Consider the following 14,199-nt stretch of genomic DNA (forward strand, 5'->3'; position numbering starts at 1 on the left):
CAGGGAGAAGCAATGAGCTATGTATACGCTTTTATCATTGGCGGGTTAATCTGCGTAATTGGTCAAATACTGATGGACGCCACAAAGCTGACTCCATCCCACGTATTGGTGATCTTTGTAACGGCAGGGGTCATTTTGACTGCCCTGGGATTATATGAGCCCCTAGTAGAAATTGGCGGAGCAGGAGCCACGGTTCCCTTACCTGGCTTTGGGTATTCTCTGGCGAAGGGAGCCATTAAGGGGGTCAAAACCAGGGGATTTTTAGGAGCCTTTTTAGGGGGAGTAGAGGCTACCTCGGGAGGAATTTCTGCCGCTGTTGTATTTGGCTATGTAATGGCACTTTTATTTACACCAAAAACAAAACCTTAGAATTGAGGGTGAACTTATGGGAAACACAAATAAACGAAAGGTAATTATTGTTACTGATGGGGATACCTGCGCCCAAAAGACCATTGAGAGGGCTGTAAAAAACATTGGCGGCCGATGTATATCTCAATCTGGCGGAAACCCAACCCCTTTAACAGCAGAAGAAATTGTGGAATTAATTAAGGAGGCCCTTTATGACCCGGTGGTGGTGATGACCGATGATGAAGGAAACGTCAATAGGGGAATTGGAGAAAGGGCCTTAGAGCAACTGATGAATCACCCTGATTTGGAAGTGATGGGAATTATAGCCGTGGCCTCCAATACAAAAGAGGTGGAGGGGGTTAAAGTGGATTTTTCCATTGATGCTATGGGGAATTTAATAGATGAGGCCGTTGACAAGGATGGCAATCCTACCTATGACCGGGTGTTATATGGAGATACAGTGGATGTGATTGCTTCATCCCCTAAAAGACCGCTGGTCATTGGAATAGGTGACGTTGGTAAAATGCATGGAAAAGATGACATCAAGAAGGGCGGTCCAGTGGTAACCAGGGCCCTTGAAGAAATTTTGAATCGCTATAAGAGGATGACATAGAATTAAAGGTTCACAATATTAATATTATGTCAATTAAAATGATAAAGAAAAAGCTGCAACACCCATTGGTTGCAGCTTTTTTTAACTTAATTGCCGTCATTTTGATTATTGTTATTTTGGTTTCTGCGATTTCTTAAATTATTCGGCCCCTCATCATTATTATTAGGCTCAGTATCGATAATTGTATCGACGGTATCCTCTGACCCATTGTCTGGTTCATTATTATAGTCTGGAGGATTTGGCGATACATCCAGATAGTCTACCAAAGGATCATAATATTCTCTTGGCAGCTCATAGATATAATCCCTTGGTGTTATACCGTTGTGCGCTTCTGGGTAGTAGGGTACAGGTCGTTTAACAAATACCTTTGTTTCAATTTCCCAGGGGGGAGTCAGATCAGTTGCCAATTTTCCTGTGGGGGCGTGGACTTCAGCCAGCACATGGACATCACATACCTCCGTTGGTTTTGTTCCCTTTACAAAGATCTCTGTTCTTACGGTGCTTCCCCTTGGGTCAAGGGCACAATATTCTCCTGCCAGCTTACCAGACTTTGTACAAATGGCAACCCGCTCTATTCCTTCAGGCTCTTCAAATCCCTTAGGGCTATAGCCCTCATGAATTCTCGCCATAACCTTCTGCCACAGTCTGGCGGCCACCGCACTACCATCGACCAAAGGCTTAGGCATATCATTTCCAATCCAAACAGAGGCGGCATAATAGGGTGTATAGCCTGCAAACCAGGCATCCTTTCGGTCAGAAGTCGTTCCTGTTTTTCCGGCAACAGGAATATGGCTATTACTATTATCTAGTTTAGCCCTCGAACCAGTACCTGATGTTACGGCACTCTTGAGCATATCCGTTAAAACATAGGCCACCTGAGGTGTTACAACCCGGGTAGTATTTGGTTTATTTTCAATTAGCAGCTTACCATTACGATCATATATTTTTGTAAAGGTAATTGGCTCGATTTTTACACCATCATTGGCTAAAACACCATAGGCAGTTGTTAAGTCTAAAGGTGTAACTCCCCTTGTCATACCGCCCAGGGCAGTTGAATAGTTTTCATCTGTATATCGCTTGCCGTTAATGGTAACAGGGTTATCGGAAGTAACTACCGTTGAAATCCCCATATTTTTCATATACTCAAGCATTGTTTGAATAGAGGTGTTATCATTGGGGCCAAGCATACTGGCAAAAATGACTGCACCTGTATTACTGGATTGCTGGATCGATTCTCTCATGGTCATCAGGCCATAATAGCGGGCACTGTACCAGTTGTTAGGCCAGGGCGTATTGGGGGTTGCTCGATTAAAGTATACTGGAATATCATCAATTACAGTACCTGCTGTCATGCCACGATCAACAGCCGCTGTATAAACAGCAATGGGTTTGATGGATGAACCGGGCTGACGTGGTGTTAAGGCACGATTGAGTATTTTTTGCCCAGAGGTCATTCGACCACCAACTAATGCCTTAATTTCACCAGTATAGGGATCTAAAATGACCATGGCAGATTGAGGCTGAATATTACCTTCCTCATCACGAATCAGGTTTCCTTCGGAATCCTTCAAAGTACCTGGAAAGTTATCAGGATTTTCATATTCCTCTTCCAGTATTTTCTGAGCCCTTACATCCATTGTACTGTAAATTTTTAATCCGCCGGAATACAGCATGTTTTGAGCCTCTTCCCTGGAATAGCCAATGTTCTCAAGAGCCTTGATTACATCCTTTTTAACAAGGTCACCAAAGTAAGAGGAAATATCTTCTGTGTTAAGACGATTAGGTTTAAGACTTGCCTTTATATCTTCAGCCAAGGCTTCCTCATATTCTTCTTCTGTAATAGAACCTACTCTTTTCATTACATTCAATACGGTTTTTTGCCTATCTAATGAAAGCTCATTAAAAACAATTGTATAGATTGAATTGGAATCATCTAAAATATAATCATCCTCAGATACATCTTCCTTGTAAAGGGTTTTAATAGGAGAATATCTGGAAGGATAACGGGTAATTCCTGCAATTAATGCGGCTTCTGCTATGGTCAACTCACTGACATCCTTTGAAAAATAAGTGAGGGATGCAGCTTGTACCCCATGGGCTACCCCGCCCAGGTTAATTGTGTTCAAATAGGCCTCAAGTATCTGTTCCTTTGACAGCTGGCGATCTAGTTGAATACCGTAGTACATATCCTTAATTTTACGGGTATAGCTTTTATCGTTCCTTGAAAGATACAGGTTAATGGCTAGCTGCTGATTAATTGTACTGGCTCCATGCCTTGTACCGCTAGTCAGGTTGGTCCAGATGACACGCATAATCCCTTTAAGATCAATTCCATTATGGGTCCAGAAACGCTCATCTTCGATGGCCACAAAGGCATCTCGAACATGCTTGGGAATATCCTGATATTCCACAATAATTCTTACATTGTCGCTCTGGATCTTTTCAATTACTTCTCCGTTAGCATCCAATATGAAGGAGCTTTCTTCAAGCCTTTCATAGATATTAGAGGGGTCAATGGGAGGCGTATCCTTAATAATTCCCGCCACAATTCCCATCACAGCCCCGGTACCGATAATACCAATAAAGATGATGGAAACTAATATCACCCTCAGGATACTTATCTTCTTATTTTTAGATTTTTTGGTTTTCACCCTTTGTTCATTTGTTGGTCTTTTATCTGACATAAATTTACCTCCATCTAAATAAGAGTAGCGTCTCAAGTCAACAGCATATAAAGGCAAGATAATTATAACACAATTACGAAACCTTGTTAAACGAAATAATAATCTATGATCCCTTAAACATTATACCACATTTATTTATAATCTGTTTTATTTTAAGTATGGGGGAAATTGCAGATTTATATACAAAATTTCCCAACAATACCATAGGTTAATTATTAGACTGATTGTAATATCTTTTTGTTCCCGGCTTAAAGGCATATATTCAGTAAAAAAGCTTGTAAAGAAAGTACTTTTGACATATACTATAATTATCATTAAATGAAAGGTTGTGTGTCGGAGCAATGCAAAAATAATCCTATTAATTACTGGGTCTGTTTTTATAAAATCAATAACACAGTTCTAGATAGGATAGCATATAAATTATGCCTTTTTGCGTTGCCTTGAATATAAAATTAAATTTATTTTTAATTTTTATTAACTTTTTTTGATTGCGCGGCAGCAGTCGTTTAATCTATCAATATAGGTTATTTCTATGGAATTTCCAAAATAGAAACCTATATTTAGGGCAATGTCAAATTATCCTCTCTAGAAAAAGGGAGGTTTTTTTATGCTTTTAATAGATGCAAAGAATATAAAAAAGGAAATTGGTGACAGGCTGCTTTTTAAAATTGATTCCCTCACCATCTATGAAGGCGATCGTATTGGAATGGTAGGATTGAATGGTTCAGGCAAAACAACTCTAATGAATATTTTAGCCGGTGAAGATCAAAATCATGAAGGTGATATTAAAATTTTGGGAAAGATAGGTTATATTCGCCAATTTGACACAAGTATTGATCAAGATCAATTAAGCGGCGGCGAAAAAACCCGAATAAAAATCGACCATGCCCTAAAGCAACAGCCTGCTGTTCTTTTAGCCGATGAACCAACCAGCAATTTAGATTTTAAAGGAATTGAGATGCTGGAAAAACGCCTTGGAGAATTTACCGGAGCGCTGGTGGTCATATCCCATGATAGAGGGTTTTTAGATCAATTGTGCAACAAAATCATTGAAATTGAAGGGGGAAGGATTAAAGGGTATAGTGGAAATTACAGTCAATATCTTCTTCAAAAGGAGGCAGACCTAGCCCGCAGCCAAAGGGAATATGAAGATTATATCAAAGAGAAAAAGCGTTTATATGATGTAAAGCAGCAAATAAGCCAAAAGTCAAAGACCATGAGAAAAACCCCTAAGCGTATGGGTAATTCTGAGGCCAGGCTTCATAAGAGGGGAGTGAATGCTAAAAAGACTAAAATTGAAAAGACGGCCAAGGCAATTGAATCAAGGATTCAACAGCTTGAAGTAAAAGAAAAGCCCTTAGCGCCCCAAAGGAGCAAAATGGATCTTTTGGAGGAGCAGATGCTAAAAAGTAAATATATAATCAGAATGGAGGATATAAGCTTTTCCTACCCAGATAAAATACTATTAAAGAATATTAATCTGCTAGTTAAAAATGGTGATAAAGTTGCATTGATGGGTAATAATGGCTGTGGAAAAACGACTTTGATCAATTTGATCACCCAGGGATATGAAGGAATTTATATTGCCCCTAGCGCAAAAATTGGCTACTTTCATCAAAATTTAAAAAACCTTAATGAAAATGCTTCCATATTGGAAAATGTTATGGAGGAGAGTGTTTATCCTGAAACCTATGTTAGAATTTTACTGGCCAGATTACTTCTTAAGGGAGATCAGGTCTATAAAACTGTTAATGTATTAAGCGGCGGTGAACGGGTTAAGGTACAGCTTGCGAAGCTTTTTTGCAGTGAATTTAATTTTTTAATACTAGATGAACCGGGAAGCTATCTGGACATTTATTCTCTGGAAGCCCTGGAGGAGGTCATGCTTGATTATGGAGGAACACTATTGTTTGTCTCCCATGACCGTAGATTGATTGATCGTGTTGCTACAAAATTATTGCTGATTGAAAAGGGAATAGGAACTTATTTCGAGGGAAATTATACCCAATACCTTGAAAGACTTAGAAAAAAATGCCCTGAGGATCAGCAGCAGAAAAAAATGGAGCTTATGCGACTGGAAACCCAATTGAGTGAATTAATAGGTAAAATTAGTATGGGCCCGAAGCCCAATGAGCTACAGGCTTTAGATTTTGAATACCAAAAAGTATTAAATCAAATTAAAGCCCTAAGGGCTGTTCTCAAATAGCTTTCTATCTAAGAAGATTGCCTTAAGTCCTGCTCTGAAGCAATTTCTCTGGAGCATTTGGGTATACAGCCCAGCCGGTGTATTGATGCAACTCAGATAGGAAGAATAATTGGCGCTCCTCTACTGGTTAATAAGGATACAAACCAAAGGCTCCATTGCGGCTATGCTTCCAGTGTTGACATAGGACAATATAATACCTGCACGAATCAATGTCTTTATTGTTACGCCAATTTTAATCAAGCTAAGGTAACAGCCAATATCAAGGAACACAATAAAGATGCTCCAATTCTGGTAGGTGACGGGTATATTAGGGAGGGTGAGTTTCTAAGGAATCGTAAAAGTGGTTTCGTTAGTAGATCATCAAATATCGATGTTTGAATAAATGATTATATTCTTTGCTAAGCGATATATATATAAATATAAAACACAATTCACCCCCCCCAAACATATATTGATACAAGGGGGTGTTTTGCTTGTATATCACGAGAAGGAAACAGGTACTAAAATATAAGATACTGTTTATATTTATCTTTTTAATGAGTACTTCAATCATTGGCTTTATATATATAGATCGTGAAATTACCCCAACTGTACAGGCCATAGGGGATTTAAAGGCCCAGGAACTAACAACAAGGGCCGTTAATCAAGCGATGAGCTTTGTTTTGGAACAGGGGATAGAGTATAAGGATTTGATTTCCATTAAGGAGGATCATGAAGGCAATATTACTATGATGCAGGCTAATACTATGTATATGAATAAGATTGCCTCTGATGTAGCATTAACTATTCAAGAGCATTTAAAGCAGATCAGAACTACTTCTGATCGTATTCCCTTGGGAAATGCATTGGGTAGTCAATTATTAGCACAATATGGCCCCAAAATCAAATTGACTGTTACTCCCTTAGGGATGGTAGATGTAAATTTTGGAACTGAATTTGAACAATCGGGTATTAATCAAACACGCCACCGTATATTTCTAATTGTAACAACCGATGTAAGGGTAATTGTACCCTTTAGTACAAACAATATCAAGGTCACCACCTATGTTCCTTTGGCAGAGACGGTAATTGTAGGGAGGGTCCCCAAGAGTTACATTCAGGTTCCAGATGATAAAATGCTAAATATTAATCCCATAGTTGCTAATTAGACTAACCTTAGCGGAAAAGATATATAGGAATTACCTAGAAATTGAATAGGATATATAACTTTACATTTGAAACTCTGGCTGGGGCCCAGCCCCAGCTACTTATTCCAAACCATAACATATTCTGCTTCATTTAAATCTTCATCTACTAATTCCTCCTTTATTTGAAAGCCGTTTTTTAAGTAAAATTGACAGGCTTTCTTATTTTTTACAAATACCTTTAAGCTTATCTCATCTCTGGTTTCTTTGATATAGTTCAATAGATTTTTGCCACACCCCTTTCCCTGCCACTCCAATGATATAAAAATAGCCGCTAAATAATTATCTACCATTGAAACAAAACCAACAATTTCATTATCTTCGTCCAGGACATAGGTCTCTGCCATAGGCATATACTTTTCCATCATATCCTTTTTGGCATTATACCAATATTCTGCCGGTATAAAGTCATGGGCCCTTAATGAAACCTGATACCATAGCTCCACCAATTGATCCAGCTCGTTAGCCTTACATTTTCTTAAATTCATATTATCAGCCGTCCTTTTTCAAAAGATTTTTTGTTAATTAAATTATACTTGAAAAATGGTATTGTTCAAGGAATAAAAGCTTGAGTAAAATAAATGATGCACATAGAAAAGGTAGTAAAGGTAAGTTAAATCCAACTTTAACAAAAACATCGGGATGAATCTGTTTCTTAAAAGAACTTCAAATGATATAATTAACCTTTAAACAGTAGGAGAGATAAGGGGGAAACGAAATGACACACATTGAAGAGAAGCTTAAAGAATATGTAGAAAATAACATCATTCCTAAATATGTAAAGTTTGATAAAGCCCATAATTTAAGTCATGTCTACAAAGTAATCAACAGAAGTCTTGAAATAGCCCAGGATTATGACGTCAATTGGAATCTTGTCTATGTGATTGCGGCTTATCATGATATTGGCCTTGAAAAGGGACGGGAAGACCATGAAAAAAACTCAGGATTAATATTATCGATGGATGAAAATCTTACCCAATGGTTTAGTCAAGACGAGATTTTACTTATGAAAGAAGCTGTAGAAGATCATAGAGCTTCAAACAAATACGAACCCAGAAGTATCTATGGAAAAATTGTGGCAGAGGCCGATCGCAATATCGATTATCACACCATTCTATTAAGGTCTATTCAATACGGGCTTCATCACAATCCTGAATATGACACCGATCAGCAGTTTCAGCGGATCTATGAGCATATTCTAAAAAAATATGGGGAAGGAGGTTATTTAAAGCTTTGGCTTAATACTGAGGAAAACACGATGGGACTGAAGGAAATACGAAGGGCTTTGAATTCCAAAGACTCAATGAGAAAGGATTTTGATAAAATACTGGCATCACTTGAATAATAATCTTATTTTAATTTCATTGCTTACTTTGCTTGACGAAGATACAAAGATCGCATAAAAATGCCCTCCAAATAGACGAGCTTGGAGGGCAACGATGGAATCAAAGGCTGATAGAAATATAATAAAATTAGTTATTAAGTACATTGCATAAATCAAGTAAGTAATTTCCAATCCCCAAGGAAACGAAGCTTCTGTGATGCCCCAATGCATAGCATAGAAACCCAACAGCAAGAATAACGGATATGCCACCTATGCATAGCAGGATGTTCGATATTTTTTTATACTTTTGCATAATAACTACTCCAATTGCCATAATATTTGCTTGCTCTACTCTTTTTCCCTTAGCCGCTCTACTACGCTATCCCTTGAAATGCTTTTATACATACGAATTGGTAATATAAAGGCCAATAGCAGCAATAATGGAAAGCAGATAAAAAGAGGCGCAAAGGTGAATCGATAGGTGTATGCGGCGCTACCCTGTGTTACAGTGTTAACGGCAAAGTAGCTGACTGCATAGCCCATCGTTACAAAGACCAGTAGGGCTAAGACTATATAATATATGCTTTCCAATACAAGCATCTTTTTGCCCTGCTTGGCGGTCATGCCCACGCTCTGGAGCATGGCAAGCTCCTGTCTGCGGGAAAAAATGTTGGTCATGGTGGTGTTAACGAAATTCAAGATACCGATCAGCAAAATCACAGCGCATAGTGTAAAGCCAATGAGGGCGAACTGCTGATTATCACTTTTCATCTCGGCAATATAATCGGCACGGGAGCGAAAGTCCACTTGGGGATTATTTGCGAGGAGTGCCCCGATCTCTGTCTGAAGATTATCAACGTAAGCTTGATCTGCCATGACCGTAGCCGACATAATATTGGGGTTTTCAAGGCTTTCAAATTCGGAAGAGGGCAGATAAACGGAAAAACTGGGCATTATGCGATAATGGACGCTTAAAGAATAGAGTGCGCTGGCATTTACTCTCCCCATGACCTTATAGCTGCGTTTCTGGCCATCCTCACCGTCCAAAGAAAATATGACGGTATCTCCGACCTTTACCATACCTTCTCCATCAAATCCCAGCAGCAGGTAATCACCAGACAAAAATTTATCTCGGTCAAAGGTCCCTTCAACCATGTTTTCCTCCAGTTTATCCAGCCAATAGCTTTCAAAGCCGTAGACCTGAGGGTTTATATAATCCCATTGGGACAGTGCATCTTGAATGGTTTTTTCAATTTCCTGTTTGGTCTGTGGAGCTCCATCAGATTCTAATTCTTTGCGCAGGTAATGGATTAAGCCGTCCCGAATTTTACCTTCTACGGGAGCCCAGCCGCTTTCATAATAGACCTTGGCAACCTCCTGCACACCGTCAAGCTTCTCGACAGCTAGCAGCACATCTTTACTTAAGGTATGGTTTGCTTCATAAAGGTGGGTATGATTGAAATAATCCGTATCGGCAATGAGGAAATCGCCGTTAATTCGCCCTTGCAGAAACTTGATGACATCAAAGCTGTTGATGTAGGTATAAAAGATGTTGAACAGAATCAGCCCCAAAGAAAGGGAAGTGATTACAAGCACCGCCTTTTTTCTGCTGCGAAAGACATTGGACCACGCCATACGGTGTATTTTGGCTCCGCTGTTTCCTGCCTTCGCCTTCTTGGTGGGAGCAGCGGCAACGTTGGTAAAACGTACCGCCTCTACAGGACTAACCTTTCCGGCTTTTTTTGCGGGGCCGTGGCAACTGACCAGCACTGTAACCAGCGAGATGGCTGCTCCCAGCAGGAATATCCATGGATTGGGAGGTGCGGCCATATAGTCGATTGCGAGAAAACCAAGCAGTACGGCAATCAGCATAATGCCCAGCAGATAGCCCAAAAGGAGCCCCACAGGGATGCCAATGGCGCAAAGTAAGAGTGCCTGAAAATTGACGACACGTCCAAGCTGCTTTTGGGTCGTGCCAATGGTTTTCAGCAAGCCATAAAACCTTACATCACGCATAACTGAAATGTAAAAAATATTGTAAATAAGAAGGTAGCCGCTTATCAATATAATTGCAATGATTAAGGCCATTGCTGCGATAATTTCAGCATCGGCATTTGTTGCGTCGTAAGCACCGTTAAAGATAACGCCCGCAGCCTCAGCATCAATTCCGGTATCCAGCAGGATAGTATCGACATTCTCACCAAGCTCCGACAGCTTGCCGTCTATATTGGCGGTCAATTTGGTTACGCCGTAATAGCCTGCACCCATACGTGTTTCTGCCGGATTCACACCTGCCAGCAGCTTATCCGCCAGTTGGTCTGAAATATACATAATTCCATAGGGCCGAAGGTTTAGGTCGCTGTCCCAGAACCCACAGACGGTAAAATCTATACTGTAAGGCGTTCCAGCCACTTCAAAATCCAGATGTACGACCTGGCCCAATTCCCTTGGCAGGTTCATTGCGTCCAAAATCCAGCTCATCAGGGCGATTTCCTTTTCTGCCTCGGGCAATCGGCCTGTCGTCGGCTTGCTGAAAGTAAACTCGGCAAAATTCTCGTCAGCCGTATGAATTTCGCCCTGTGCCTGGCGGAATACGCCTTCGGTTGTTGCCGTAATCAGCCTAGACAGGCCATATTCTTCGATCAGCGGGTGCGCCGCCACACGCTGGGCTTCATCCTGGGTAAGATATTGAAAATCCACCTCTGTACTACGTCCGTAGCTGTGGATCAGCATCTGCTGCATACCATCGGAAAGGCTGATGCCTATGGTGAATACCGCAGTAATCAGCACAGAGGTTAACACAATGGCAATCAGCGCAAATATGTTCCGGCTTTTATTTGCCAAAAAGCTTTGTTTCGATAGCCTTCTTACAGCAGCTTGATTGTTGTTCCTCATATCGTCACCGGCCTTCCCCAGTGATGATTTTACCATCCTCAATTCGTATCACACGATCAGCAAGCTGGGCAATCTGCTCATTGTGGGTAATCATCACCATTGTCTGATGGAATTTTGTTGAGGTCATTTTTAAGACGCCCAAAACATCCTGGCTGGTTTTACTGTCAAGATTTCCGGTTGGCTCATCCGCAAGAAGAATGGACGGCTTTGTTGCCAAGGCCCGGGCAATGGCCACACGCTGCTGCTGGCCACCGGAAAGATTATTAGGAAGATTCTTTTTCTTCTCTGAGAGACCCAGGGTTTCAATAATGTTCTCCACAAAGCCTTCATCAATAGCGTTTCCGTCCAGCTCAATGGGCAGGACAATATTTTCATAAACATTCAAAATGGGAACAAGGTTATAATGCTGGAATACAAAGCCTACATTCCTGCGTCGGAAGATGGTAAGCTGTTCATCCGTCATTCCCGAAATATTCTTGCCACCCACGATCACCTTGCCGCCCGTCGGCGTGTCCAAACCGCCCAGCATATGCAGGAGGGTGCTTTTCCCCGAGCCAGACGTACCGACAACGGCAACAAATTCACCCTCCTGTATTTCCAAATCAATACCGTCCAATGCCTTGACGGTGCTGGGGCCTTTTCCATAATATTTCTTTAAGGCTTCTGCTTTCAAAACCGACATGAAATATGCCTCCTTTCTCTATTGATTTCATCATAATCAACAGTTCTTACAGGCTCCTAACAAAATCAAATTATTTCTTACAGTTTTGTAAGAACATTGAAAATGTCGTATATTTCCCCGGTTTGGAATCTACTAGAATATAGCCGCCCTGTTTTTGAAATATCAGTGAAGCTAAGTATAGCCCTAAACCTGCGCCGTCAAGGTCCTTTGCATTTCTTCCCCGATAAAACCGCTTAAAAATATAATTATACTCGTCGGGGGCAATTCCGATACCATTATCAATAATGTTGATTTTTGTATAGATAGGCAGAGTTTCCAAGGATATATTGACTTCTCCGTCAGGTAGAGAATATTTGATAGCATTTTCCAAAATATTAGTTAATGCTTCACTTGTCCATTTACGGTCATGCAGCAATGGAATATCTTCAAAATATGCTGTCTGAATGGAAATGTTTTTCTTGGCCGCTACGGCATATACAGCGCTGATGCTGTCGGAAATAGTCTGTTTGATGCCTGTTGGAAGGGGAGACAATTCGATGGCTCCAACCTCCAGCCTGGACATTTTTACAAGGCTGTCCATCATCCATTGCAATTTTTCTGTTCCTGTTTTGATGCGTGATAAAAATTCCTGCGCCTCGGCTTCAGTAATATGCCCTTCCATCAGCAGGTCGGTATACATGGCAACGCCGGATAGGGGTGTTTTCATCTGATGGGACATATCCGAAATAAAGCTTTGTATAATTTCCTTCTCTCGCTTGCTTTGAGAAATATCTATTATGTTCATCTGAATGATTTTAACAGCTTTATGGGTCAATTTGGAAAGTCTACTATCCGCTGCTGCCTCAAATGGGAGCTCTGTATTTCTGGCTAATACTCTGTCTAAAACCTTATCAATCGAATCAAAGGTTTTTCTTACATAACGATGGCTGAAATGGACAGTTAGGAGGCATAGAGCGACAGCTATTGTAATGGTAATGACAGTCACCATCCCTACAACCCTCCATTCCAAATGTAGCCGATTCCGTGAATAGTCCTAATGATCTGAGGATTTTTGGGATCGTCCTCCAGCTTTGCTCGCAGACGGCTGATATTGACGGGCAGGGTGTTTTCATCTACAAAATTCCCTTTGTTGTCCCATAGGGAAGATAATATCTGTTCCTTTGAAAGCACTTGCCCATTGTTTATCATCAAAAAATAGAGTAATCTATATTCAGTAGCACTGATGGATATTTCTTCATCCTCGCAGAAAAGCTTGCAAAGATTTGTGTCCAACCTATATTTGCCGGAACGGATAATATGCCGGTTTTCAGCCTCCGTGCGGCGGAGCAGGGCTTCAACCCTTGCCCGTAAAATGGATAGGGAAAAGGGTTTAGTAATATAATCGTCTGCACCGGCCAAGAGGCCTGATACCTCGTCTGTTTCTAAGTCACAGACAGTCAGGATAATAATTGGGACGTTTGAATATGTCCTGATTTCTTTGCACAAATCAAGTCCGTTACCATCCGGCAGCCCTAAATCCAGTATGATAAGATTAATTTTATGTTGTTCCAATATCCGTTTTCCGTCCTTAATGCTACTTGCTGAAACTGCATCGTAACCATCCTTTTCAAAGGTAAATGTCATACCACGGCTTAAATTTTCGTCGTCTTCCAATATCAAAATCTTCTTTTTCATAGTGTACCTCCGTTATTCTCTTTACTCTATTCAAGCAGGGGCTTTGGGCTATATTGAACTACAGTCCATGTCTATCGTTCGGGTATGGAAAGAGCATATAATCAACTAACTATAATTATATGTACTTAGACCATTAGATACAAACAAAATAATATAAGCAACTTACATAGATTAAAATACAAGTTACACTACTGCGCAAAGCGTCAAGCAATTCTAGTTTATACATAGTAGAAAACTATCCAGCATTCAGCAAGGGACGGAATAACTTTCCTGTCAGCCTGCAAAGGCTGTTCTGGTACCGTTTTTTCCTCTATTTAATAGCAGCGAGAATTCAAACCAGGTGCTTATATTTTACTCTTTGTTATGTCCTATGCTAATGGGCAACAATTATCAATCCACTAATTGAGTTTTTAAAATAAGTAAGAAAATTAATGGAAAATTGTAGGGACGAAATATAAACTATCTAGATAAAACCTCCCATGGCAAGTGTATATGCTTTTTATTCATTCATCCCCTCGAAGCGATTAAATTGGCAAAGGTTGACAACTAAAGGTAAGATAGAATATAATACTATTTTACTGAAATTCAT

11 protein-coding genes and 1 pseudogene are annotated in these 14,199 nt (G+C 40.3%); 6 read left to right on the forward strand and 6 right to left on the reverse strand.

Annotated features, from left to right (window positions below; all coding sequences use genetic code 11):
• Positions 1–12: 12 nt before the first annotated feature.
• Both spoVAE and spoVAEA read left to right on the forward strand, forming a co-directional pair.
• Positions 13–369, forward strand: coding sequence for a stage V sporulation protein AE (gene spoVAE / locus ACYQ1I_RS15670; RefSeq protein ID WP_459766983.1), 357 nt, complete (start codon positions 13–15; stop codon positions 367–369).
• 16 nt (positions 370–385) lie between these two features.
• Positions 386–961, forward strand: a complete 576-nt coding sequence (gene spoVAEA / locus ACYQ1I_RS15675; RefSeq protein ID WP_459766985.1) for a stage V sporulation protein SpoVABEA — start codon at positions 386–388, stop codon at positions 959–961.
• 86 nt (positions 962–1,047) lie between these two features.
• Here the strand turns inward: spoVAEA and ACYQ1I_RS15680 are convergent, their stop codons facing one another.
• Positions 1,048–3,645, reverse strand: a complete 2,598-nt coding sequence (locus ACYQ1I_RS15680) for a transglycosylase domain-containing protein (protein ID WP_459766987.1) — start codon at positions 3,643–3,645, stop codon at positions 1,048–1,050.
• 607 nt (positions 3,646–4,252) lie between these two features.
• On the opposite strand from ACYQ1I_RS15680, the gene abc-f reads away from it, so the two are divergent.
• From abc-f to yunB, 3 genes and pseudogenes are all read left to right on the forward strand, one after another.
• Entirely contained in the window at positions 4,253–5,851 is a 1,599-nt protein-coding gene (abc-f, locus tag ACYQ1I_RS15685) for a ribosomal protection-like ABC-F family protein (protein WP_459766989.1), read from the forward strand.
• 33 nt (positions 5,852–5,884) lie between these two features.
• Positions 5,885–6,229: pseudogene (locus ACYQ1I_RS15690) on the forward strand (DUF1848 family protein); the annotation flags it as partial.
• A gap of 86 nt (positions 6,230–6,315) precedes the next feature.
• On the forward strand, positions 6,316–6,999 hold the full coding sequence (gene yunB / locus ACYQ1I_RS15695) for a sporulation protein YunB (protein ID WP_459766991.1): 684 nt from the start codon (positions 6,316–6,318) through the stop codon (positions 6,997–6,999).
• A 95-nt stretch (positions 7,000–7,094) separates the two neighbouring features.
• On the opposite strand, the gene ACYQ1I_RS15700 is transcribed toward yunB, so the two are convergent.
• Entirely contained in the window at positions 7,095–7,523 is a 429-nt protein-coding gene (locus ACYQ1I_RS15700) for a GNAT family N-acetyltransferase (protein ID WP_459766993.1), read from the reverse strand.
• Positions 7,524–7,753: 230 nt separating this feature from the next.
• On the opposite strand from ACYQ1I_RS15700, the gene ACYQ1I_RS15705 reads away from it, so the two are divergent.
• Positions 7,754–8,380 (forward strand): HD domain-containing protein, encoded by a 627-nt coding sequence (locus ACYQ1I_RS15705; protein ID WP_459766995.1) that lies wholly within the window; start codon positions 7,754–7,756, stop codon positions 8,378–8,380.
• Positions 8,381–8,707: 327 nt separating this feature from the next.
• Here the strand turns inward: ACYQ1I_RS15705 and ACYQ1I_RS15710 are convergent, their stop codons facing one another.
• The 4 genes from ACYQ1I_RS15710 to ACYQ1I_RS15725 all read right to left on the reverse strand — a co-directional run bounded on the left by ACYQ1I_RS15710 (position 8,708) and on the right by ACYQ1I_RS15725 (position 13,610).
• On the reverse strand, positions 8,708–11,290 hold the full coding sequence (locus ACYQ1I_RS15710; protein ID WP_459766997.1) for an ABC transporter permease: 2,583 nt from the start codon (positions 11,288–11,290) through the stop codon (positions 8,708–8,710).
• Entirely contained in the window at positions 11,259–11,936 is a 678-nt protein-coding gene (locus tag ACYQ1I_RS15715) for an ABC transporter ATP-binding protein (RefSeq protein ID WP_459766999.1), read from the reverse strand. Before ACYQ1I_RS15715 ends, ACYQ1I_RS15710 begins: the two co-directional genes overlap by 32 nt.
• 70 nt (positions 11,937–12,006) lie before the next feature.
• Positions 12,007–12,924 carry a sensor histidine kinase gene (locus tag ACYQ1I_RS15720; protein ID WP_459767001.1) on the reverse strand — a complete coding sequence of 306 codons (918 nt, stop codon included), beginning with the start codon at positions 12,922–12,924 and terminating at the stop codon, positions 12,007–12,009.
• Between the two features lie 2 nt (positions 12,925–12,926).
• Entirely contained in the window at positions 12,927–13,610 is a 684-nt protein-coding gene (locus ACYQ1I_RS15725; protein ID WP_459767003.1) for a response regulator transcription factor, read from the reverse strand.
• Between the last annotated feature and the right edge of the window lie 589 nt (positions 13,611–14,199).

Source organism: Alkaliphilus crotonatoxidans, from assembly GCF_054658015.1.

Coding starts and splice junctions, on each gene's coding strand:
- ACYQ1I_RS15680 (WP_459766987.1), bottom strand. CDS start 3,645: ATGTCAGATAAAAGACCAACAAATGAACAAAGGGTGAAAACCAAAAAA.
- spoVAEA (WP_459766985.1), top strand. CDS start 386: ATGGGAAACACAAATAAACGAAAGGTAATTATTGTTACTGATGGGGAT.
- ACYQ1I_RS15700 (WP_459766993.1), bottom strand. CDS start 7,523: ATGAATTTAAGAAAATGTAAGGCTAACGAGCTGGATCAATTGGTGGAG.
- ACYQ1I_RS15705 (WP_459766995.1), top strand. CDS start 7,754: ATGACACACATTGAAGAGAAGCTTAAAGAATATGTAGAAAATAACATC.
- spoVAE (WP_459766983.1), top strand. CDS start 13: ATGAGCTATGTATACGCTTTTATCATTGGCGGGTTAATCTGCGTAATT.
- ACYQ1I_RS15710 (WP_459766997.1), bottom strand. CDS start 11,290: ATGGTAAAATCATCACTGGGGAAGGCCGGTGACGATATGAGGAACAAC.
- ACYQ1I_RS15720 (WP_459767001.1), bottom strand. CDS start 12,924: ATGGTGACTGTCATTACCATTACAATAGCTGTCGCTCTATGCCTCCTA.
- ACYQ1I_RS15725 (WP_459767003.1), bottom strand. CDS start 13,610: ATGAAAAAGAAGATTTTGATATTGGAAGACGACGAAAATTTAAGCCGT.
- ACYQ1I_RS15715 (WP_459766999.1), bottom strand. CDS start 11,936: ATGTCGGTTTTGAAAGCAGAAGCCTTAAAGAAATATTATGGAAAAGGC.
- abc-f (WP_459766989.1), top strand. CDS start 4,253: ATGCTTTTAATAGATGCAAAGAATATAAAAAAGGAAATTGGTGACAGG.